At 67.0% G+C, this 21,039-nt stretch carries 19 protein-coding genes and 1 pseudogene; 10 read left to right on the plus strand and 10 right to left on the minus strand.

What is annotated here, in order from left to right:
• Window positions 1-25: 25 nt before the first annotated feature.
• The gene (locus OHB12_RS24255; protein ID WP_327110936.1) at window positions 26-364 is read right to left on the minus strand and encodes a hypothetical protein; all 339 of its coding nucleotides are present in this window, start codon (window positions 362-364) and stop codon (window positions 26-28) included.
• A 43-nt stretch (window positions 365-407) separates the two neighbouring features.
• On the minus strand, window positions 408-821 hold the full coding sequence (locus OHB12_RS24260) for a hypothetical protein (RefSeq protein ID WP_327110938.1): 414 nt from the start codon (window positions 819-821) through the stop codon (window positions 408-410).
• A gap of 89 nt (window positions 822-910) precedes the next feature.
• Between OHB12_RS24260 and OHB12_RS24265 the strand changes: the two genes are divergently transcribed.
• Complete coding sequence (locus tag OHB12_RS24265; protein ID WP_327110940.1) at window positions 911-1,891, plus strand: o-succinylbenzoate synthase; 981 nt, start codon at window positions 911-913, stop codon at window positions 1,889-1,891.
• Window positions 1,892-1,963: 72 nt separating this feature from the next.
• Here the strand turns inward: OHB12_RS24265 and OHB12_RS24270 are convergent, their stop codons facing one another.
• Together OHB12_RS24270 and OHB12_RS24275 are read right to left on the minus strand one after the other, a co-directional pair.
• The gene (locus OHB12_RS24270; RefSeq protein WP_327110942.1) at window positions 1,964-2,494 is read right to left on the minus strand and encodes a TIGR04338 family metallohydrolase; all 531 of its coding nucleotides are present in this window, start codon (window positions 2,492-2,494) and stop codon (window positions 1,964-1,966) included.
• A 181-nt stretch (window positions 2,495-2,675) separates the two neighbouring features.
• Window positions 2,676-3,533: a DUF2786 domain-containing protein gene (locus OHB12_RS24275; RefSeq protein ID WP_327110944.1), complete on the minus strand. Its 858-nt coding sequence runs from the start codon at window positions 3,531-3,533 to the stop codon at window positions 2,676-2,678.
• A 121-nt stretch (window positions 3,534-3,654) separates the two neighbouring features.
• On the opposite strand from OHB12_RS24275, the gene OHB12_RS24280 reads away from it, so the two are divergent.
• The 6 genes from OHB12_RS24280 to OHB12_RS24305 all read left to right on the plus strand — a co-directional run bounded on the left by OHB12_RS24280 (window position 3,655) and on the right by OHB12_RS24305 (window position 10,870).
• A complete protein-coding gene (locus OHB12_RS24280; RefSeq protein WP_327121381.1) occupies window positions 3,655-4,956 on the plus strand; it encodes an ABC transporter substrate-binding protein in 1,302 nt (433 codons plus the stop codon).
• Between the two features lie 43 nt (window positions 4,957-4,999).
• Complete coding sequence (locus tag OHB12_RS24285; protein WP_442799838.1) at window positions 5,000-6,025, plus strand: carbohydrate ABC transporter permease; 1,026 nt, start codon at window positions 5,000-5,002, stop codon at window positions 6,023-6,025.
• Between the two features lie 136 nt (window positions 6,026-6,161).
• Window positions 6,162-7,040, plus strand: coding sequence for a carbohydrate ABC transporter permease (locus tag OHB12_RS24290; protein WP_327110945.1), 879 nt, complete (start codon window positions 6,162-6,164; stop codon window positions 7,038-7,040).
• A gap of 483 nt (window positions 7,041-7,523) precedes the next feature.
• A complete protein-coding gene (locus OHB12_RS24295) occupies window positions 7,524-9,800 on the plus strand; it encodes a transglycosylase domain-containing protein (protein ID WP_442799839.1) in 2,277 nt (758 codons plus the stop codon).
• A gap of 176 nt (window positions 9,801-9,976) precedes the next feature.
• Window positions 9,977-10,435 carry a GyrI-like domain-containing protein gene (locus tag OHB12_RS24300; protein ID WP_327110948.1) on the plus strand — a complete coding sequence of 153 codons (459 nt, stop codon included), beginning with the start codon at window positions 9,977-9,979 and terminating at the stop codon, window positions 10,433-10,435.
• Window positions 10,436-10,444: 9 nt separating this feature from the next.
• A complete protein-coding gene (locus OHB12_RS24305) occupies window positions 10,445-10,870 on the plus strand; it encodes a GyrI-like domain-containing protein (protein ID WP_327110949.1) in 426 nt (141 codons plus the stop codon).
• Window positions 10,871-10,962: 92 nt separating this feature from the next.
• On the opposite strand, the gene OHB12_RS24310 is transcribed toward OHB12_RS24305, so the two are convergent.
• The 4 genes and pseudogenes from OHB12_RS24310 to OHB12_RS24325 all read right to left on the minus strand — a co-directional run.
• Entirely contained in the window at window positions 10,963-12,063 is a 1,101-nt protein-coding gene (locus OHB12_RS24310; RefSeq protein ID WP_327110951.1) for an inositol-3-phosphate synthase, read from the minus strand.
• Window positions 12,056-12,613 (minus strand): PadR family transcriptional regulator, encoded by a 558-nt coding sequence (locus OHB12_RS24315; protein ID WP_327110954.1) that lies wholly within the window; start codon window positions 12,611-12,613, stop codon window positions 12,056-12,058. Before OHB12_RS24315 ends, OHB12_RS24310 begins: the two co-directional genes overlap by 8 nt.
• Before the next feature lie 573 nt (window positions 12,614-13,186).
• Window positions 13,187-13,522: a DUF1707 SHOCT-like domain-containing protein gene (locus OHB12_RS24320; protein ID WP_327110956.1), complete on the minus strand. Its 336-nt coding sequence runs from the start codon at window positions 13,520-13,522 to the stop codon at window positions 13,187-13,189.
• A 19-nt stretch (window positions 13,523-13,541) separates the two neighbouring features.
• Window positions 13,542-13,748, minus strand: a pseudogene (locus tag OHB12_RS24325) (DUF1707 domain-containing protein); the annotation flags it as partial.
• A gap of 42 nt (window positions 13,749-13,790) precedes the next feature.
• Between OHB12_RS24325 and OHB12_RS24330 the strand changes: the two are divergent.
• Complete coding sequence (locus OHB12_RS24330) at window positions 13,791-14,210, plus strand: DUF5318 domain-containing protein (protein WP_327110957.1); 420 nt, start codon at window positions 13,791-13,793, stop codon at window positions 14,208-14,210.
• A 499-nt stretch (window positions 14,211-14,709) separates the two neighbouring features.
• Window positions 14,710-17,061, plus strand: coding sequence for a transglycosylase domain-containing protein (locus OHB12_RS24335; RefSeq protein WP_442800128.1), 2,352 nt, complete (start codon window positions 14,710-14,712; stop codon window positions 17,059-17,061).
• Between the two features lie 223 nt (window positions 17,062-17,284).
• Here the strand turns inward: OHB12_RS24335 and OHB12_RS24340 are convergent, their stop codons facing one another.
• Window positions 17,285-17,545 (minus strand): hypothetical protein, encoded by a 261-nt coding sequence (locus tag OHB12_RS24340; RefSeq protein ID WP_327110959.1) that lies wholly within the window; start codon window positions 17,543-17,545, stop codon window positions 17,285-17,287.
• A gap of 206 nt (window positions 17,546-17,751) precedes the next feature.
• Here OHB12_RS24340 and OHB12_RS24345 point away from each other — a divergent pair, with 206 nt between their 5' ends.
• Window positions 17,752-19,455: a glycosyltransferase family 87 protein gene (locus tag OHB12_RS24345; protein ID WP_327121387.1), complete on the plus strand. Its 1,704-nt coding sequence runs from the start codon at window positions 17,752-17,754 to the stop codon at window positions 19,453-19,455.
• Window positions 19,456-19,459: 4 nt separating this feature from the next.
• On the opposite strand, the gene OHB12_RS24350 is transcribed toward OHB12_RS24345, so the two are convergent.
• Window positions 19,460-21,037, minus strand: a complete 1,578-nt coding sequence (locus tag OHB12_RS24350; protein ID WP_327110961.1) for a TerD family protein — start codon at window positions 21,035-21,037, stop codon at window positions 19,460-19,462.
• Between the last annotated feature and the right edge of the window lie 2 nt (window positions 21,038-21,039).

Here is a 21,039-nt window from a genome sequence, read left to right on the forward strand (position 1 = left end):
ACCCGATACGGGTCGGGTACCGCGCTCAGATCGAGACGAGCACCATCGCGATCACGAATCCGATCAACCAGGATTCGACGATCAGCGGCACCGCCACCAGCGGGGTCCATGCGATCGGCCTGCCGTCGCGCACCTTCTCCACCATCGAGACCGCCGCGGCGATCACCGAGGCCACGATCCCCGTCCACGCAACGACCTGCGCCCACGGCAGATACCCGACGCAGCGAGAGCCGTCCGCGTCGCGGGCGAGCATCTCGTAGAGCGGGACAAAAGAGGCGATCAGCCAGCCGAATCCGACGGCGATCACGGAGCCGAGCGCCGCGCGCAGGAAGTCGGTCAACCGCCGCCATGGATGGCACGCCATGCCCTCAGCATGACTTGTGCACGACTGCACGGCATCTCGACACTCACGGTCCGATGTAGACCTGGGCGGCCAGCGCGGCCCCGCCGAAGAACGAGCCGATGATCAGCAGTATCGCCGACACCGGCCAGAACCACAGGTACCAGCGCTTGACCGCGGCTACGACGAGCAGCGCGAGGGAGCCGAGCAACGCGAGTGCGGTTCCGCCCCAGGACACGACGAAAGCCCAGGTGAGGTATTCGGTGCGGCAGTTGTCCTGCGTGCACGGATCGGTGGCGAAGGCGAAGAAGAGGGTGAAGTAGGCGGCGACCAGTCCGAGCACCGCCGCGCCGCAGTACAACAGGACGGCGAGTACTAGATCCCAGGTCCGCGCCTGCTGCCGACCGGACCCGCGCACCGACTGGGGAACCGCGTAGTAGGGCGGCCAGGTATCGGGCCGCGGGGAGCTTGTCTCGATCATGTCGTCAACGATCCCGGTTCGTGCTTTCAGCCGACTCCGGGAAACTACTCGAGTCCGCATGCGCAATCCTTCGAATAGGCTGGTCACCGATGAGCGATTCCGCAGCACAGAGCGTCTACGCGATTCCGATGCGCACCAAGTTCCGTGGCATTACGGTGCGGGAGGGAATGCTGATCCAGGGCCCGCTCGGATGGGGCGAATTCTGCCCGTTTCCCGAATACGACGATCGGGAGGCCGCGGGCTGGCTGGCCACCGCGCTGGAGCAGGTCACGGTGGGATGGCCGAAGCCGATACGGGATCGGATCCCGATCAACTGCACCGTGCCTGCGGTCGATCCGGAGCGGGCGCATGCCATCGTCGCCGGGTCCGGATGCCGCACCGCCAAGGTGAAAGTCGCCGACCATCCCGAATCGCTCGCGGAGGATGTGGCCAGGGTGGAGGCGGTGCGCGACGCGCTCGGCCCGGACGGCGCGATTCGCGTCGATGCCAACGCGGTGTGGGACATAGATACCGCCGTCGCGCACATCAGCCGGATCGACAAGGCCGCGGGCGGTCTCGAGTATGTCGAACAGCCGTGCCGGACCATCGAGGAGCTCGCCGCCGTGCGTCGCCGGGTCGAGGTGCGCATCGCCGCCGACGAATCCATCCGCCGCGCCGAGGACCCGCTGCGGGTGGCGGTCGCGGGGGCCGCCGATATCGCCGTCCTCAAATGCACGCCGCTCGGCGGTGTCCGCCGTGCCCTCCAGGTGGCGGAGGCCGCGGGCCTGCCCTGCGTGGTCTCGTCTGCCTTGGAGACCAGCGTCGGCCTGGCCGCCCAGCTCGCGCTGGCGGGCGTGCTTCCCACCCTCGACTTCGCCTGTGGCCTAGGCACTTTGGATTTGCTGGCCGGCGACGTAGTTCCGGAATCCCTACGTCCCGTCGACGGGTATCTCACGGTTCCCCGCACCCCACCCTGTCCGGACCCGGCACTCCTGAAGCGCTACCGCCACCCCGACACCACCCGCACCGCCTGGTGGCAGGAGCGATTCGCCCGCGTTTCAGCACTGGTCCGGGCGAGCCCGACGTCATAGCTCCGGCCATCCACACTGGTCTTGCTCAGGCCGAACAGGTGCGCAATGGACCGCGCCGACACCTGGGCACACTCACCCGAGTCGCACGCCGCAGCCGAGCATGGTGACGCGCAAGAGCAGCGCCGCTTCGGGGCCGACGACGCCGTCGACCAGATCCAGGTACCGGCCGCAGAATTCGGGGCCGTGTGGGGCCACCGCGGCGGGGGCGGACTCGAGGTGATGCGCCAGTTCGTGCAGAACCACCAGCTCACGCAGGGCCCAGGCGGTACCGCCGGTGTGCAGCGGCACCGCGAGGACCGCGTCGCCCGCCTCGTAATGGGCAGCGGCCGTTCCAGCACGCGAGCGGACGCGGACCGAAACGGCGGCACGAGCCCATTGCGCTCGAACCCAATTGAGGGCAAGCACCTTGTCGGCATAGCTCTGCACCGACTCGACGGAGGCGAAGCGGCGCTCGATCGGCAGCGTGAGCTGCGAGCCGTAGAGCTCGACGGTGCGGACGCCGTGCTCATCGGCGCGGTCGAACACCCCGCGCACCAGCTGTTCGGCGTCGTACACCTTGGCGCGCTGGCTGTCGCGCACGGTCACCGGCACTGCCGTGTGCATGTCACGACCGACTTCAGACGAGTCGCCACTCGCGAGCCGATGACGAACACCCGAGGTGGACGCGCGGCGGACCGCGCGGTCGTCATCGCGGAGTACTCGCGGCGGGGCTCAGGGTCGCCACCCGTGACGAGCGGCTGCCTGGAGTAGCCGCCAGCCGTGCTTTCGCCACAGCGCACGATACTCACGCGGATCCACCAGGCGAGTCGGGCGAAGCCAATTGCCCATGGGCAGCGGGAAGCTCGGGCGACGTACCAATCCGCGCGGCCTTTCCCGCGCGGTCACCCGCCTGTCGCGCCGCCGCGGAATGCCCGGCAGAGGCCTGCGGCCCGCGCCAGGTGCCGCGCGCCTCGGAAGTCCGCGAGTAGAAGTCCGCGAGCTGGATTTCCTTGTCGCGCAACGCCAGCGCGGTACCGGTCGCCATCCTGCCCGCAGGCAACGCCTCCGCTTCCACCTCTGCCTTCACCGCGGCCAACCGCTGCCCGATCCGCGCCGCGAACGCCATCTGGAAGTTCAGCCGCGCCGTCACGCCCGCGAGCGGAGCCTGCACCCGGCGCCGTACCTGCCGCCCCCACCGCTTCTCCACGACAACCTTCTCCACCGTCGCCGACCGGTAGGCCCCCGACTTGATGTACTGGTCGGACGCGCGCACCATCTGCACCAGCAGGCTCGTGTACAGCGCCTCGCAGGCATTGATGTCCGAGTCGAAGCCGTAGGCGTAGACCTGCGTCGACGTCCTGGCGACATCGCAGCGCACGTCGTTGGCCGACGCGATCGCGACGAACAACTGGACATAGGTGCGCAACCCGCGTTTGCCCGGCTCGCCGATCGGGATGATCCGCTGCACCGGCGTCGGCCTGCGCTCGCGCCCCGCGATGTGCGCCCGCGCCACCGCGAGGTCGATGGAGGATCTGGTGGCCAACCGCTGTGCCGCCGTGAGGAACGCCTCGGCCTCGTGTTCGTTGTCGGTGGATTCGGCCTTACGCAGCAGTCCACCGATGCGGGTGAGCATCCGATCGGGGACCGCGTTCGGCGAAGTCATCACACGCAAGCCTAGCGAGGACTTCCCGCCGCAATCCCACATGTCATATCAACACCATGTATCTTGCCTTGTGCACCGGCAGGGTGTGCTGCCGCTCACGAATGATCCTGGAGTGTCCGCGATGGCTGTGAAAAAGGTGTCGACCCTACGTTCGTCGCTCGTACCGCGCGCCGCGGTGGCGGCGGCGTCGGTCGCGCTGCTGGCCACGACGTTCACCAGCGCCTGCTCCAGCGACAACGGCGGCAGCCCGATCAGCCAGAATCTCACCGGCCGAGGCCCGATAACCTACGTCGAGGGTAAGGACACCTCCGAGACTGGTGCGGTCAAACAGCTGATCGAGCGGTGGAACGCCGCGCACCCGGACGAGCAGGTGACGTTCAAGGAACAGTCGAACGACGCCTCGCAGCAGTACGACGACCTGGTCGAGCACATGCGCTCCAAGCAGTCCGACTACGACGTGGTCGCCCTCGACGTTCCGTGGACCGCCGAGTTCGCCGCCAAGGGCTGGATCCAGCCACTGAAGGACTCCTTCACGATCGACACCTCCACGCTGCTCTCCCCGCCAGTCGCCAGCGCCACCTACAACAACACCCTCTACGCCGCCCCGCGCAACACGAACGGCGGCCTGCTGTTCTACCGCAAGGATCTGGTGCCCAACCCGCCCAAGACCTGGAACGAGATGCTCGCTCAGTGCCCCATCGCGCGCGAGCAGAACATCGGCTGCTACGCGGGCCAGTTCGCACCGTACGAAGGCCTGACCGTGAACGCGGCGGAGGTGATCAACGCCTATGGCGGGAGCTTCGTCGGCGCAGACGGCAAGACACCCACGGTGAACAGCCCGCAATCGCGTGCCGGACTGAACGTCCTGGTCGACGCGTACAAGAACGGCGACATCCCGAAGGAAGCCATCACCTTCAAAGAGCCGGAGTCGAGCAACGCCTTCGCGCAGGGCAAGCTGATGTTCATGCGTTCGTGGCCGTCCACCTTCGGTGACGTGGGCGGCGAGGCGTCCGCGGTGAAGGACAAGTTCGCGGTCGCGCCACTCCCCGGCGAGAACGGCGTCGGCGCCTCCACCCTCGGCGGCTACAACGCGGCGATCAGCGCATACTCCAAGAACAAGGCCACCGCCCTCGACTTCCTGCGCTTCCTGGTCAGCGATGACGCGCAGCACATCGTGGCCTCCGGTGCGCTGCCGTCGGTGCGCGCGTCGATGTACGACGACCCTGCCCTGATCGCGAAGATGCCGTACCTGCCCGCGCTCAAGGACTCCATCACCGGCGCGGTGCCGCGCCCGGTGACCCCGTTCTATCCTGCGGTGTCGAAGGCCATCCAAGACAACGCCTATGCTGCGTTGAACGGAACCAAGTCCGTCGACGACGCGATCACCGGCATGCAGAAGGGCATCGAGACCGCCGGATCGTAAGCGGTGAACGCAACGGACCCGACAAGCCCGCAGGAGAGAAACGGTGTCGGATCCCTCGGGAGCGGCGACTAGCGTGCCGAAAGACGAACCCCTTCCGATCAGACGCGGCTTCGGCGCGGCGGTGGTCCTCGAGCTGCGACGCTCCGGCAAGGCCTGGCTTTTCGTCACGCCTGTGCTACTCGCACTCGCGGTCGTCATCGGGTATCCGGTGTTCCGGGCGTTGTGGATGTCCTTCCAGAAGGACCAAGGGCTAGATCCGGCGACCGGCATGTTCGTCGAGGGCGGCAGCGCCGGGATTTCCAACTACACGCACTGGCTGCTGCAGCAGTGCCAGGTCACCGGCGACGGGACGATGTCCTGCCCGACCGGCAACCTCGGCTCGCAGTTCTGGCTTGCCATCGGGATCACGCTGTTCTTCACGGTCGTGACCGTGACGCTCGAGGCGACCCTCGGCCTCGGCATGGCCATGGTGATGGGCAAGACCTTCCGCGGCAGGGCGCTGCTGCGCGCGGCGGTGCTGATTCCGTGGGCGATCCCGACCGCCGTCACGGCGCGGTTGTGGGAGTTCATGTTCCAATACGACGGTGTGGTGAACCGGGTTCTCGGCACGCACATCCTGTGGACTTCCGATGCCTGGCCCGCGCGGTTCGCGGTGATCGCAGCCGACGTGTGGAAGACGACGCCGTTCATGGCGCTGCTTCTGCTCGCCGGTCTGCAGGTGATCCCGGCCGACGTGTACGAGGCCGCGCGGGTCGACGGCGCATCGGCCTGGCAGCGGTTCACCCAGATCACGCTGCCGCTGCTGAAGCCCGCGCTGCTGGTCGCGGTGCTGTTCCGCACCATGGACGCGCTGCGCATGTTCGACCTGCCCGCGATCATGACGCTGGGCAACCCGGCCACCCGCACGGTGTCGATTCTGGTGGTCGAGCAGGTGCGGCAGGGCCCGAACAGTGCGGCAGCACTGTCGACGATCACCTTCCTTCTGATCTTCGCGGTGGCGTTCGTGCTCGTGAAGATTTTGGGTGCCAACGCGGTCCGGACCCAGGAAGAGCAGCGGAGGGCAGGATGAGACATCATGGCGCAGCGCTCATCCCGCCCGACCGGGTGCGGGTGTCCCGCAAGACACCGCAGGGCAGGATGAGACATCATGGCGCAGCGCTCATCCTGCCCGACCGGGTGTCTCGCATGACACGGAAGGCGTGCTGATGTCCGTGCAGACGACGAGAAAACCCGCCACGCAAGCGGTTGCGTGGACCAAGCGGATCGGCTCGGTCCGGCTGTATCTCGGCGCCCTGATCGTGCTCGTCTGGGGTCTCGCGCCGTTCTACTGGATGGCGGTCACCGCGTTCCGCGACCCCGAGTACACCTTCGACAACACCCCGTGGCCGACGCACATCACGTTGGAGAACTTCCGCAACGCGTTCGACACCAGCCGTGGCAACGACTTCGGCAAGGCGCTGGTGAACAGCGTGCTCATCGGCGCGGTCACCACGGTGATCGCGCTGGTGATCGGTGTGTTCGCCGCGTACGCGCTGGCGCGGCTCACCTTCCACGGCAAGTACCTCGTGTCGGGGCTGATCCTCAGCGCATCGATGTTCCCCGTTGTCGTGCTGGTGACGCCGCTGTTCCAGCTGTTCACCAGCCTCGGCTGGATCGGCGGATACCAGGCCATGATCATCCCGAACATCTCCTTCGTGTTGCCGATGACGGTCTACATCCTCGCGTCCTTCTTCGCCGAACTGCCGTGGGAGCTCGAGGAGGCGGCGCGGATCGACGGTGCCACCAAGATGCAGGCGTTCCGTTTGGTCATGCTGCCGCTGGCCGCGCCTGCCGTTTTCACCACCGCGATCCTTGCGTTCATCGCGGCGGTCAACGAATACCTTTTGGCCCGCCTGCTTTCCAGCGACAAGACCGAACCCGTCACCGTCGCGATCGCCCGCTTCTCCGGCAACAACCCGCTGGTGCAGCCGTACGCCGCGATCATGGCGGCGGGCACCATGGTCACGATCCCGCTGGTCATCATGGTCCTGCTGTTCCAGCGCAGAATCATCTCGGGCCTCACCGCAGGCGGCGTGAAGAGCTGACCACTCGGCGGACACACCTGCCGCCCGACGAATTCCGCACTGCCCGAGACAAGCGGCGCCGACCGATCACGACGACGCGAGCCACAAGCACCCGCTCCGTCCAGGAGCGCGTCACGCCAGCCCACCCTCTCTCGACACAATCGCCAGGGGTGGAAAGACTCCGGTCAACGCCCCAACGACCCGTCCATTCACCGCACTACAAGCCCACCTGCACGAAAGCGCCACCATTCTACCGACCCACCGCAAAAACATACCGCCCGTTTTCACCCCACCAACCCCCGCCGAAGTGCGAGTCTTACGAGCACCGTTCGCGGCCCGGCTCGCGTCCGAGCGGGCGAAGCGCATGCGACACAGTCGCGAGTCTCGCCCGCTCGGACGCGAGCCAAGAGGGGGCCGCGAACAGGCAGCGCCGCAGGCGCTGCAAAATAAACACAGCTCGTTTCCGATCGTGTGTGCAGGTGTTGTCCGACGCTCTGGGAGGAGATGATCGTGAGCTCGTTCCGCAAACCGCGAGAGCCTAGGCGCGGCTCCAAGGGCACTCCCCCGACCGCACCGTATGCCTCGATCGCGGGCTGGAGCGAACGGCCGAAGGCGCCGAACCGGGACGCCCGAGCGATACGCGAGCAGAAGGCAACTCGCCGAAAGTCGCGACCTCCCGCCCCACGACCGGCACCAGATCCGAATCGGCGGCCGGCCGGCAGAGGTGAACGCTTCCGTCGGCTGCTGCTGGCCTTGTTCATCCTTTTCGGCGTGGTTCCTGCGCTGATGTCGGTGCTCGTGTACTGGAGCGCGGAGATACCGGACCCGGCCGCGATGCAGACGAATCAAACCGCCACCATCCTGGCCGCCGACGGCAGCACCGTGATCGCGAAGGTCATTCCGCCGGAAGGCAATCGGACCCCGGTCCCGCTGTCGGAGGTGCCGCGGCCGGTACGCGACGCGGTGCTCTCCGCCGAGGATCGCAACTTCTACACCAATCCCGGCTACTCGAGCTCCGGCTTCCTGCGCGCCGTCCGCGACAATGTGCTCGGGCGCGACGACGCGGGCGGCGGCTCCACGATCACCCAGCAATATGTGAAGAATGCCTTCCTCGGCTCCCAACGCACGGTCACGCGCAAGATGCGCGAGCTGGTCATCGCGGCGAAGATGGCGCGGCAGTGGAGCAAGGACGACATCCTCGCGGCCTACCTCAACACCATCTACTATGGCCGCGCCTCTTACGGGATCGCCGCGGCGGCACGGGCCTACTTCGACAAGCCGGTGAACCAGCTGACCCTCGCCGAGGGCGCGGTGATCGCGGCGCTGATCAGGACGCCGTCGATCCTGGATCCGGAGACCCATCTCGCGGACCTGAAGCGCCGCTGGGCATACGTGCTCGATGGCATGGTCGAGATGGGTGTGCTCGCACCGGGCGATCGCGACGCGGTGGTGTTCCCTTCGATCATTTCGATCGCGGAGATCCCCGACGAGAGTGTGGCCCGCGGTCCGGAGGGACTGATCCGCAACCAAGTGCTGCGCGAGCTGCGCGCCTCCGGCATCAGCGAGCGCGAGCTGAACACCGGCGCACTGAAGATCACCACCACTATCGACGCCAGGACCCAGCAGGCGGTGCTCGGCGCGGTGCACGACCGGCTGGCTTCGCAGCCGCCGCAGCTACGCGCCTCGGTGGTGTCGGTCGACCCGCGCTCCGGCGCGGTGCGCGCGTACTTCGGCGGCGACGACGGCATCGGCTACGACTTCGCCCAGGCGCCGCTGCAGACCGGGTCGGCGTTCAAGATCTTCGCGGTGATCGCCGCGCAGCAGCAGAGCATTCCGCTGACCCGCATGCTGGACAGCTCCCCGCTGACCGACGACGGCGTCAGGATCACCAACGTCGACGGCGAGTCGTGCGGCAAGTGCACCATGGCCGAGGCGCTGAAGCGCTCGCTGAACACCAGCTTCTATCGGCTGACCATGTCGATGTCCGACGGGCCACAGTCGATCGCCGACGCGGCGCACGCGGCGGGCATCCCGGAGGAGATCCCCGGTGTCGCGGGCAAGACCCTGGCCGAGGACGGCGGAGAGCCGCTGAACGGCGTCGTTCTCGGCCAATACGTGGTCCGTCCCATCGACATGGCTTCGGCCTACGCCACGGTCGGCGCGTCGGGCGTCTACCACCAGCCGTACTTCGTGCAGCGGGTGGCGACCGCCGACGGCCACGTGCTGCTGGATCGCGGCGCGCCCGACCAGCAGGTCGGCAAGCAGATGCCGCCGGGACAGCAACGCATCCCGCGCGCGATCGCGGAGAACACCATCCAGGCGATGACCCCGATCGCTGCCTACTCCAACGGGCACGCTCTGGCGGCCGACCGCCCCTCGGCCGCCAAGACCGGAACCACGCAGCTCGGCGAGACCGACCTGAACAAGGACGCGTGGATGATCGGCTTTACGCCCTCGCTGTCCACGGCGGTGTGGATCGGCACCGAGCAGTCGGAGCCGATCCGCACCGCGCGCGGCAGCGACATCTACGGCTCGGGGCTGCCCGCCGATATCTGGAAGCAGGTGATGGACGACGCGCTGGACGGCACCCTGGTCGAGCAGTTCCCTGGCACGCCGAGCCCGGCGCAGCCACTTCAGAGCAAGCCCTCCGGCGGCGCCTACGACATCCTGAACCCGCCGCAGACGTCAGCGCGCGAACCCGCCGTCGTCGTCCCGCCGACCACCGAAGCGCCGAAGGAAGTCGAGATTTTCCCCGGGCTGAGCATCCCCGTGCCGGGATAGCGATGATGCTGTGACCTTCCGTGGCCCGGGGGAACGCATGACATGGCAGCATCGTTTGCCAGAGTGAGAGCGAACAGCGAGTGCGTCGGAAACAGGCCGACGTCGATACCCCGGGAACGATGCGGGAGGATATGCGCTCGAGCGACGACGGAAGACGAGACATAGGGGCTACGCCGGTGGATTTCAATGTCGTTGACCAACCCGAGACGCTGGTGGCGGGAACAGTGCTTCGCAGCCCCGCGCTCGCGGTCGAGGGGCCGCGCCGCGCGAGAGTCGAAGAGGCGTGGAAGCGCAATCTGGCTCGCAAGCTGCCCGGACCGCCGACCACGGCATACGTCGACCATGCGCCGGAGATCAACTCGTACCTGACCCATATCGTCGGCTACCGCTGCCACGGCCTTGCCGATTTGCTGCCTGGTGACGTGCTCGCCCGGGTGCCCGGCGGCAGGTTCGCCCGGTTCATCGCCAGCGGGGACAACTTAGGCGACACCATCGTGAGCATCTGGCGGGCGGTCTGGGACGCCGAGGCCGCAGGCCGACTCGTGCGTGCCTATACCGGCGACTGGGAGCATTATCCCGACGCCCGCACGGTGGAAGTCTTCGTGGCAATGGCAGACGATCAGGTCAACGGGTAGGAACGGGCTGTGGATTTCGAGATCGTCACTTTGGACCAGAGCATGGTCGCGGGACTCACCATTCCGCTCGCCGGCCGCGAGGTGACCGCGCGCGACCTCGACCTGGTGAACTTCACCTGGGACCGGTACCTGGCGCGGGATAAGAACGTGCCGAGGGTGGCCGCCTATATCGACCAGAACGACCATGCCGTCGCCGTGCTCGGCTACGAGGTCGCGGCCATGACGGACATGGACGCGGGTGACGTGCTCACCATCATCCCGCAGGGCCGCTATGCGCGGTTCGTCGTCTCGGACAAACCCTACGACCTGCTGCGCACCGCATGGGCCCAGGTCGCGAAGGCGGAGAACGCGGGAACCATCACCCGCTCACACACCGCCGAGATCGAGCGCTACACCGGGCCTGCATCGGTAGAGGTATACGTCTCGCTGGACTGAATTCACCCCTGGGCGGAAATCTGACGGACCTGGAGAAGTCGGCCGAAGGCATTTCGCCTCCGGCCGACTTCCTCATGAGATAGTGCGGTGAATTAATCCGCGCCGATGATGAACGCCTCGAGCTGGGTGCGGGCGATGTCGTCGGCCAATTGCTTGGGCGGCGACTTCATCAGGTAGGCCGAGGCCGGGATGACCGGTCCGCCGATGCCGCGGTCTTTGGCGATCTTCGCCGCGCGGACCGCGTCGATGATGATGCCCGCCGAGTTCGGCGAGTCCCACACCTCGAGCTTGTACTCCAGGTTCAGCGGCACGTCACCGAAGGCGCGGCCCTCCAGGCGGACGTAGGCCCACTTGCGGTCGTCCAACCAGCCGACGTGGTCGGACGGGCCGATGTGCACGTCGTTGGCGCCGAGCTCCTTCTTCAGGTTGCTTGTGACGGCCTGGGTCTTGGAGATCTTCTTCGACTCCAGGCGCTCGCGCTCGAGCATGTTCTTGAAGTCCATGTTGCCGCCGACATTGAGCTGCATGGTGCGATCGAGCTGCACGCCGCGGTCTTCGAACAGCTTGGCCATCACACGGTGGGTGATGGTCGCGCCGACCTGGCTCTTGATGTCGTCGCCGACGATCGGGACGCCGGCCTTGGTGAACTTCTCCGCCCACACCGGGTCGGAGGCGATGAACACCGGCAACGCGTTGACGAAGGCGACGCCCGCATCGATGGCGCACTGCGCGTAGAACTTGTCGGCCTCCTCCGAGCCCACCGGCAAGTAGGACACCAGCACGTCGACGTTGTTGTCCTTCAGGACCTGCACCACGTCGGCCGGTTCGGCCTCGGACAGCTCGATGGTCTCCGCGTAATACTTGCCGATGCCGTCCAGGGTGGGGCCGCGCTGCACAACGACGTCGCTCGGCGGCACGTCGGAGATCTTGATCGTGTTGTTCTCGCTGGCGAAGATCGCCTCGGCCAGATCGAAGCCGACCTTCTTCGCGTCCACGTCGAACGCGGCAACGAACGTGACGTCGCGGACATGGTATGGCCCGAACCTCACGTGCATCAGACCGGGAACCGTCGTGGACTCGTCCGCGTCCTTGTAGTACTGCACGCCCTGGACCAGCGAGGAGGCGCAGTTGCCCACACCTACGATGGCGACGCGAACTTCTGTGGCGTTGTCAGCCTTATTGACGTCACTCATGGCCGATATTTCCCTCTTTCTGTGGTGCCGCCTTCGTCGATTGCTCCGCCGCAATCAACTCGTTCAGCCAGCGCACTTCGCGCTCGCTTGATTCGAGTCCGAGTTGATGGAGCTGCCGGGTGTAGCGATCCAATGACCCGCTGGCCTTCTTGATCGCCTCCCGAAGCCCCTCTCGGCGCTCCTCGACCTGACGCCGCCTGCCCTCCAGAATTCGCATCCGCGCTTCCGCGGGGGTGCGACTGAAGAAGGCGAGGTGAACGCCGAAGCCGTCGTCGGTGTAATTCTGCGGTCCGGTGTCGGCGAGCAAATCGCTGAACCGCTCCCGGCCGGTCGGAGTCAGTTGGTAAACGCGGCGCGCACGGCGTGTCGTCGCGCCCGCCGGCATCTCCTCGGCGATCAGCCCGTCCGCCTGCATGCGGCGCAGCGTCGGGTAGAGCGACCCGTAGGAGAAGGCCCGAAACGCGCCGAGCAGGCCCGTCAACCGCTTGCGCAGCTCGTAACCGTGCATGGGCGATTCGAGGAGCAGCCCGAGAATCGCCAGTTCGAGCACCGGGCTTCACCACCTGACTATGTCCAGACCTAACCGATGGATGCGACTTTCCACTATATCGGAACGATACATCTGTGCAGTGTTTGTTTGGCCGCGGCTGTGTTTGTTCGGCCGCGGCTGCGCCGCGGCGTGTTCGCGGCCCCTATTGGCTCGCGTCCGAGCGACCGCTGCTGGCGACTTCGTCGCGGACGCAGCAGCCGCTCGGACGCGAGCCGGGCCGCGAACGGGGAATGCTCGGTCTCGCTGCGCTCGGAACCGGATGTCGGGCCGATCTGGATGCGCTGAGTGGCAGCTGTGGCACCCGGTGTTTGCGGCTGTGTTTGTTCGGCCGCGCCTGCGGCATTTCCGTTCGCGGCCCCTTGTGGCCCAGGCCGCGAACGGGGGATTGCTCGGTCTCGCTGCTCGGAATCGGGGGTTGGGCCGAAGTGGTTGTGCTGGGTGGCAGCTTGTGGTCACCAATGTGCGGATTACGTGAGGGTGTCAGCGAGGGGGGCAGGGAGACCCGAAGGGGCTCGCCCGTGAAGGTGACCGTCAAGTGCCCGAACGCGCCGCTCTTGTTCTGCACCGAGATCTTCAGACCGGACCGAGGCCGACCAGCGGCGGCGGTGTGGGCGCGGTGGTCGCGGGCCGTTGCAGGTCGGCGACCAAGTCGGCCAGATCCCCCAGCGTGCGCGCCTCGCCCGCGAGTTCGATGAGCGGATCGTGCTCTTCCTCGGACAGCTGACCATCGGCACGGGCGAGGTCTATCAGCTCCCGGGTGGTGGCTCGATCGGCATCGCGCGCCGTCGTGTGACGAGGATAACTTCCGGTAGATCGGGCGTGGCCCAACGCTTTTCGCGTCATCGACGGCCGGTCGGCGCCAAGTTCCCGCGCGGCGGTCGGCGTCTGCGGATCGGCGGTGGAGTCCATGCAGTTCGCTCGTCTTCGCGGCCGCGGCCTGCGCCATTCGGTCGTGGTACTCGTCGGCGCCGAGCTGTCCTTCGGCATAGGCGGCATCCAGCAGACCCGACGCGTTGGCGCCGTCGAGATCACGCGCTCGTGTGCGCCCTGATGTCGCGGTGGACACAGCCGAATCGTAGTCCGACTGGGCGCCTGATGCCCGTTCGAGCGCGCATTTAAACCAGCCAATCTGCACAGCCCGGGGCGGGGGGATTGCAACACCGCTACTCTGGTTCTCGTGCGAATTCAGCGGCAAGTGGTCGACTACGCCCTCCGGCGCCGGTCGCTGCTGGCTGACGTCTATGCGGGCCGTGTCGATGTCGCCGAGGTGTGTGATGCCAACCCTTACCTACTGCGGGCGGCGAAATTCCACGGCCGGGGGAGCGAGGTCACATGCCCCATCTGCCGGAAGGAACAGCTGACGCTCGTATCCTGGGTCTACGGCGACGGCCTCGGACCGGTGGCTGGATCGGCTCGCACGCCCGAAGAGCTCATGCGCCTCGCCGAGACTCGCGAGGAGTTCTCGGTGCATGTCGTCGAGGTATGCCGGTCCTGCAGCTGGAATCATCTGGTGCAGTCCTATGTGCTCGGCACCACGCCTGCGCCGTCGCGCCGCCGCCAGGGGACGCGAGCGAACCGGCGCACTGCCGCCGAATGAAATACCTGGTCATCAGCCCGTCGGGTGACTCGCGGAGCCGGTACGCGTCTGCCGCGATGCGTACGACCGCTAGCCACCTCGACCGTTACGAGTTATGGAGATCTTGTCAGTGAATTCGCCCTACGAGACTTCCCCCTACGGCGATGAACCGCATGGCGGCCGTACTCAACGGAGTTCACATCCAGGTCCTGACCCGTACCAGAACCCCCGTCCTGGGCCCCCGCCCGGCGCCCGGCCGGGCCCGCCGCCCGGTCCGCGCCCCGGCGGACCGATCCCGGGCGATCCGCGCGGGCCGCAGCCGCCGCGTCGTCCCGGCCCTCCGCCGCACGGCGTTCCTCCGCAGCAGGGCCGTCCACCGCAGCCGAATCGCGGCGCGCCCTCAGGCCGCCAGGAAACCCAGAAGATCCAACGCCCCGGTTCGCTGACCGAGGCGGTGGCCGAGCGAAACCGGCGCGGTCCAGCCACCGGACCGAATCCGGCCACCGGCCCGCGCCCCGGTGTGGACCGTACGGCCCGTCGCGTCCCGGGCAACGGCACAACCGGCGAACGCAGGCAGACCGCAGGCGGCCCGCCATCCGGTCCGCCTCCGCGCCGCGGCGGCGGCAGCGGCGACGGCTCCGACGGGCCGGGCAGGCGTCGCCCCGCGCAGAAGAAGAAGTCGCCATGGCGCATCGTCCGCCGAACCATCTACGTTTGCCTCGTACTGGCCATCCTGGTGCCCAGCGGCATCTTCCTGGCCGCGTACACGACGGTGTCGGTGCCGCAGCCCGGTGACTTGAAGACAAATCAGGTCGCGACCATCCTCGCGACCGACGGCACCACAGTGATCAGCAAAGTCGTCCCGCCGGAAGGCAACCGGACCGACGTCTCGATCGACCAGATCCCGCCACATGTGCGCAATGCGGTGATCGCGGCCGAGGACCGGGACTTCTACACCAATCCCGGCTTCTCGATCTCCGGCTTCGCGCGCGCCGCCAGGGACAACGTCCTCGGTAGGGAGAGCGCAGGCGGTGGTTCCACGATCACCCAGCAGTATGTGAAGAACGCGCTGGTCGGTGACGAGCGCTCGCTCTCACGCAAGATGCATGAGCTGGTCATCTCGGCCAAGATGGCGCGGCAGTGGAGCAAGGACGAGATCCTCGCCGCCTACCTCAACACCATCTACTTCGGCCGAGGCGCGTACGGCATCGACGCCGCCGCCAAGGCCTACTTCGGCAAACCGGTACAGGAGCTGACCGTAGCCGAGGGCGCGGTGCTCGCCGCCACCATCCAGCAGCCGTCCGGTCTGGATCCGGAGAAGAATCCGGAGGGCGCGAAGACTCGCTGGAACTACGTGCTCGACGGCATGGTCGCCGGCGGCAACCTGTCCGCGCCGGAGCGGCAGAGCCAGCAGTTCCCGCAGGTCGTCCCGGTCACCTCGACCAAGGACAAGGGCTTGGACAGCGGTCCGGAGGGCCTGATCAAGACGCAGGTGCTCAAGGAGTTGGCGGCCGCGGGCATCAGCGAGCAGCAGATGAACACCGCTGGTCTCGAGATCACCACCACGATCGACCCGAAGGCCCAGCAGTCGGCCGTCGACGCGGCGACCAAGAAGCTGGAAGGCGAACCGGACCACCTGCGCACCGCCGTCGTCTCGGTGGATCCGCGCACCGGCGCGGTGCGCGCGTACTACGGCGGCAACGACGGCCAGGGCTACGACTTCGCCAATGCTGGTCTGATGCCCGGTTCCTCGTTCAAGGTCTTCGGCCTCGCCGAGAACCTGGAGCTCGGCATCCCGCTCTCGCAGATGTACGACAGCTCGCCGATCACCGTGAACGGCATCAAGATCACCAACGTCGAGGGCGAGCAATGCGGCATGTGCACCATCGCCGAGGCGCTGAAGCGGTCGCTGAACACCAGCTTCTACCGTATGCAGATAGATATGCAGAACGGCCCGCGGAAGATCGCCGATATGGCGCACAAGCTCGGCATCCCGGACACCATTCCGGGCGTCGGCAAGACGCTCACCGAGCCGGACGGCTCCGGCCCCAACAACGGCATCGTGCTCGGTCAGTACCAGACCCGCCCGCTCGACATGGCTTCTGCCTACGCGACCTTGGCGGCCTCCGGCGTCTACCACGCACCGCATTTCGTGCAGAAGGTGGTCTCCGCCGACGGCCAGGTGCTGCTCGATCGCGGTGAGGTAGCGGGCGAGCAACGCGTGTCAGCCGCGGTGGCCGACAATGTGACCGCGGCGATGAAACCCATCGCGGCTTGGTCGCGCAACCACAACCTCGCGGGCGGCCGCGAGTCGGCCGCCAAGACCGGCACCGCTCAGCTCGGTGACACCGGTGAGAACCGAGACGCGTGGATGGTCGGCTACACCCCGTCGTTGGCGACTGCGGTCTGGGTCGGCACCGAGCAGGGCGATCCGCTGCGCAACTACAGCGGCGGCATGGTCTACGGCTCGGGCCTGCCTTCGGACATCTGGAAGGCCACGATGGACGGTGCCCTGCAGGGCACCACCAACGAGACCTTCCCGAAGCCCGCGCCGATCAAGGGCCAGGCCGGTGTCCCGGAGTGGACGGCGCCCTACACTCCGCCGTCCGCCGTCGATTCGCCGCTCCTGCCTCCGGTCGTGGTCGCGCCGACTCAGGTGGAGATCTTCCCCGGCGTCATCGTCCCGGTCCCCGGCATCCAACCCGCGCCGCAGCAGCAGCGCTCGCAACAGCGTGACGAGGGCCCTGGCCCGCTTCCCGGTCAGCCGGTCGCACCGACGGACGGCTCATCGCCGACCGTCACCGGCGCACCCCGGCCAGGCAATAACGGCAACTCAGGTCAGGACGGAACTCCGCCGACTCGCGGCAGATAAGTCCGACTCGACTAAGTCGATGTCGGCTGCCTTACCATAATGCGGCTTCGTCATAACGAAATGATCCCCGGTCCGCGCTATATGCCGGACCGGGGATCATGTCAATATTTTTACGCAACTGCCCTACCGGAACCAGGCAATCGCCAACAATGCCGTCATGCGAAGCGAGTCAGTCCTGACCAGCATTGTTCAGTCCGATTACGACCGTCAAGAATGTTCGAATTCACTGAGGCGTCTTGTACCAGAAGCCATTGGGATCCTGATAGCATCGCTCCAGCGCACCGGCATCACTCAAGCAATCGGTAAACTGCCAGTAGCCACGCAGGACAATCCACGAGCCATCCGATATCTGGACGCATTTGTCCGCCACCCCCTTCCCGTTCAGGCAGTCCGCGTAAGACGGTTGCCCGGCCGCGACATTGCCGGCAAATCCGATCAGAGCCGCACCGGCAACAGCCACTGAAACAATGAATTTCGTGAACATACCCACCCCTTTTATCGAATGATCGACGCTCCCGCAATGAGTACCGATCGAACGAACCCTAACATCCGCGAAATGCTTTCGGAAGGTAATATGCATTGCATGGTCTGCCTTCGCATGGATGAGCGACGACGGCTCGCTCCGAACCAAGAGCCGCGCTCCAGGTAGCCTCGGGTGCCGTGACCGATCAGGAACTGGTGAACCAGCGGATGAACGGGAGCGTGCCGCAGACGAGTAGGACGTCTTCCGACGGTCCGTATTATGTCGCCCCTGGCCCGCTCGCGCCGGATCTGCGGTCGGCGGACGCGCGAGATCGGCCGAGCCGCAACGATTCGCTGACCGCCCAGCTGTCCACGGTTGTCGGGGGGCCGGTCGGTGATCACGCCCTGATCGGGCGGGCGCGGTTCTGGACGCCGATGCGGGTGCTGATGGCGTTCGCGGTGGTGTTCCTCGCGCTCGGTTGGTTCGGCAAGGCGGGCTGCATCCAGCAGACCACCGGCGCGGATGGCGGCCTGACCCTCGACTGGAGCGACGGCCGCCAGTACGTGGCCATGTGCTATTCGGACACTGTCCCGCTCTACGGTGCGGAACGGCTGAACGAAGGCGCCTTCCCGTATAAGAAGCAGTGGACCGAGTCGACTCCAGACGGTGGCCTGGAGACACGGTACATGGAATACCCGGTGCTCTCGGGCCTGTACCAGTATCTCTCGATGCGGATCGCCAAGAGCTGGGACGCTTCGCCATTGCCTGGCGCGCTGCAGGTGGTCATCTACTTCAACGTCGTCGCGTTCGGCCTCGCGATGGCTTGGCTGGTCACCGTCGGGGCGACCGCTCTGCTGGCAGGTCGGCGAATCTGGGACGCGGCGCTGGTCGCCTGCTCGCCCCTGGTGATCGCGCACGCGTTCACCAATTTCGACGCCCTCGCAACGGCTTTCGCCGCGACCGGTCTGCTCGCCTGGGCCCGGCGCAAACCCGTGCTCGCCGGGCTGCTGCTCGGGCTCGGCGGTGCCGCCAAACTGTATCCACTGCTGCTACTCGGACCCATCCTCGTGCTGTGCCTGCGCGCAGACCCGATGCAGCGCACGCCGCGCACCCACCTCGGCCTGCGCATCCGCGATATCGACTGCTGGGCCACCGCCATGACGTGGGTACGGGAGACCCCGTACCGTGTCCAGTTTCTCAGCACCCGCCCGCTCGGCGCCGCGATCGTCACGGTCGTCGCGGCGCTGACCACCTGGGTGGCGGTGAATCTGCCGATCGCCGCGCTGTACCCGAGCGGATGGCGAGAGTTCTTCCGGCTCAATACCACCCGGCACGCCGATCCGGACTCGATCTACAACGTGATCAAGTCGTTCACCGACTGGCCAGGCTTCGACGGGGCGCTCGACTACGCGCAGCAGCCCGTCATCCTGAACGCGGTCTCGCTGTTGGTGTTCGTCGTGGCGTGCGGGCTGATCGGCTACATCGGCCTCACCGCGCCGCAGCGGCCGCGCCTTGCGCAACTGTGCTTCCTGGTGGTCGCGGCGTTCCTGCTGACGAACAAGGTGTGGAGCCCGCAGTATTCGCTGTGGCTGGTCCCGCTGGCTGTGCTCGCGTTGCCGCACCGGCGTGTCCTGCTGGCCTGGATGACCATCGACGCGCTGGTCTGGGTGCCACGCATGTTCTACTACCTCGGCCTGGACCACAAGGGCCTGCCCGAGCAGTGGTTCACCGGCACCGTGGCGCTACGTGACCTCGCGGTGGTCGCCTTGTGCGCTGTGATCGTCCGCCAGATCTATCGTCCAGAGGAAGACCTGGTGCGGCGCGACTACGTCGACGACCCGGTCGGCGGCATCGTCGACCGTATGCCCGATCCACTGCTGCCCTGGCTGCCCGAGCACCTGCGCCCGCGCGTGGCGCTCACGCGCGGCTGAGCGCTCACCGGGTGCGCATGAAGCGCGCCTGTCGTTCCGGCTCCTGCGGCAACATGTCCAGATCCAGCTGCCACGCGCTGCCGGTCCATGGATCGAACAACGGGGTTCCGCCGACGGCGGGCAGGTGCCTGCAGGACTGCGAGAGCATCGCCACCGTCGTGTCGGTCGAGTCGGATTCGTTGGTCCCGACGATCACCGTGGACAATCCGATCAGGTCACCACGCGTGATCAGCGTACCGATCCGCTGTGCGTCCGAGGTCTGGTATCCGTGTGGGAAATCCGCGGCCAGCAGCACACGATGCTCGCTGGGCGGGGTGAAAGCGCCACTGGTGTAGGCCAATTCAGCGAGTTCGGCAGCGTCGACCAATGCCTGCAACCGCGCCGAGATATCGCTGTGATCGGTGATCGGTGGTCCGTTCAGCACCGGCGCGAGCAGGCTGGTGAACCCGCTGAACGCGTCGGTGAGGTCGATGATGTCGACCAGCGCCCGTCGCTCCGGCGCCGCGGCGAGCAGTCGCGCGAGCAACGCGCCGACCACAGGCGCGACCGCGCGGGTCGACTCGGTATCGATCCACAGCGGACGATTCAGCGGCACCGGAACGCAATACGGAATCCGCAGCGGCCCGCGGTCGATCGCGTAGAGCTCACCGAGCCGAAGGCCGTCGCTCGGTGCGACCGGCTTGTCCCAGGCGGGTGCGTCCCAGGACGCCAGCGACGGCGGCAGCACCTGGTCGGCGTCGGCGAGTTCGCGCATCAGCTGCTCGGTATCGCGCTGGTGGTTGTGCTCGGCGGTGGCGATCAGCTCGTCATTGCGTTTCTGCGCGGCGCGGCGGGCTTCCTCGGCCACCGGGGTGTTCCTGGTCGCCGGATCGGAAACAGCGAGCGACAGTTCGTGATCCAGCCGCTTGGCCGCGTACTCCCGCGCGGAGACCAACGCGGCAGCCGATCGCGCGGCGTCCTCGAAGACCATCCACAGGCGGTCCAGCCCATGTCCGACCTCCAGCGGCGCACCCCCTGCGCTCCGCGCATCGCCCACCATGGAGCCGGTCATCGTGTGCGTCCCCGGACCGGGCTGTGCGGGCCTGCTCTGCGGCGACTCGCCGTCGACCTCCACACCGTGTGCCGTGAGCAGCACGGCGAGACCGCCCGCGTAGCCCTGGCCGACGGCACGCAGCTTCCAGGCGGCGCCGCGCCGGTACACCTCGAGGCAGATCAGCGCCGTCTCCCCGGCCGACGGCGTGATCGCGAATTCGGCTGCCACGGTGCCGTTCTCGGACAGCGTCGCGGTCACCGGCCCGAGCCCTTCCGCGCGCGCGGGCGCGGCAGGGTCGGCGCTGACCACCAGCAGCACGGCCTCGGCGTCGGCACGCACTTCGGCGAGGGTCACCGTGACCTCGTCGGCGGCCAGCACGACCCCCGCCGTGGCGGGCTGGTTGTAGAAGACGAAATCGTCGCCGGAGAACACCTTCAGGTTCTCCGCGACCACCAGCGCGGAAACATCGAGGGCAGCCCCGGCTTTCGCACTGAACCGAACGACATCGCCGGTCAACGGTATGTTCTGACCGGCCTTCAGCTGAATCACGT

Source organism: Nocardia sp. NBC_01730, from assembly GCF_035920445.1.
Taxonomy (GTDB): Bacteria; Actinomycetota; Actinomycetes; order Mycobacteriales; family Mycobacteriaceae; genus Nocardia.

Bases quoted from the DNA above. Each gene is read 5' to 3' on its own strand.
- OHB12_RS24270 (WP_327110942.1), bottom strand. From the start codon at position 2,494: ATGCACACGGCAGTGCCGGTGACCGTGCGCGACAGCCAGCGCGCCAAG.
- OHB12_RS24265 (WP_327110940.1), top strand. From the start codon at position 911: ATGAGCGATTCCGCAGCACAGAGCGTCTACGCGATTCCGATGCGCACC.
- OHB12_RS24345 (WP_327121387.1), top strand. From the start codon at position 17,752: ATGAACGGGAGCGTGCCGCAGACGAGTAGGACGTCTTCCGACGGTCCG.
- OHB12_RS24275 (WP_327110944.1), bottom strand. From the start codon at position 3,533: ATGACTTCGCCGAACGCGGTCCCCGATCGGATGCTCACCCGCATCGGT.
- OHB12_RS24295 (WP_442799839.1), top strand. From the start codon at position 7,524: ATGATCGTGAGCTCGTTCCGCAAACCGCGAGAGCCTAGGCGCGGCTCC.
- OHB12_RS24290 (WP_327110945.1), top strand. From the start codon at position 6,162: ATGTCCGTGCAGACGACGAGAAAACCCGCCACGCAAGCGGTTGCGTGG.
- OHB12_RS24280 (WP_327121381.1), top strand. From the start codon at position 3,655: ATGGCTGTGAAAAAGGTGTCGACCCTACGTTCGTCGCTCGTACCGCGC.
- OHB12_RS24310 (WP_327110951.1), bottom strand. From the start codon at position 12,063: ATGAGTGACGTCAATAAGGCTGACAACGCCACAGAAGTTCGCGTCGCC.
- OHB12_RS24320 (WP_327110956.1), bottom strand. From the start codon at position 13,522: ATGGACTCCACCGCCGATCCGCAGACGCCGACCGCCGCGCGGGAACTT.
- OHB12_RS24255 (WP_327110936.1), bottom strand. From the start codon at position 364: ATGGCGTGCCATCCATGGCGGCGGTTGACCGACTTCCTGCGCGCGGCG.
- OHB12_RS24260 (WP_327110938.1), bottom strand. From the start codon at position 821: ATGATCGAGACAAGCTCCCCGCGGCCCGATACCTGGCCGCCCTACTAC.
- OHB12_RS24340 (WP_327110959.1), bottom strand. From the start codon at position 17,545: ATGTTCACGAAATTCATTGTTTCAGTGGCTGTTGCCGGTGCGGCTCTG.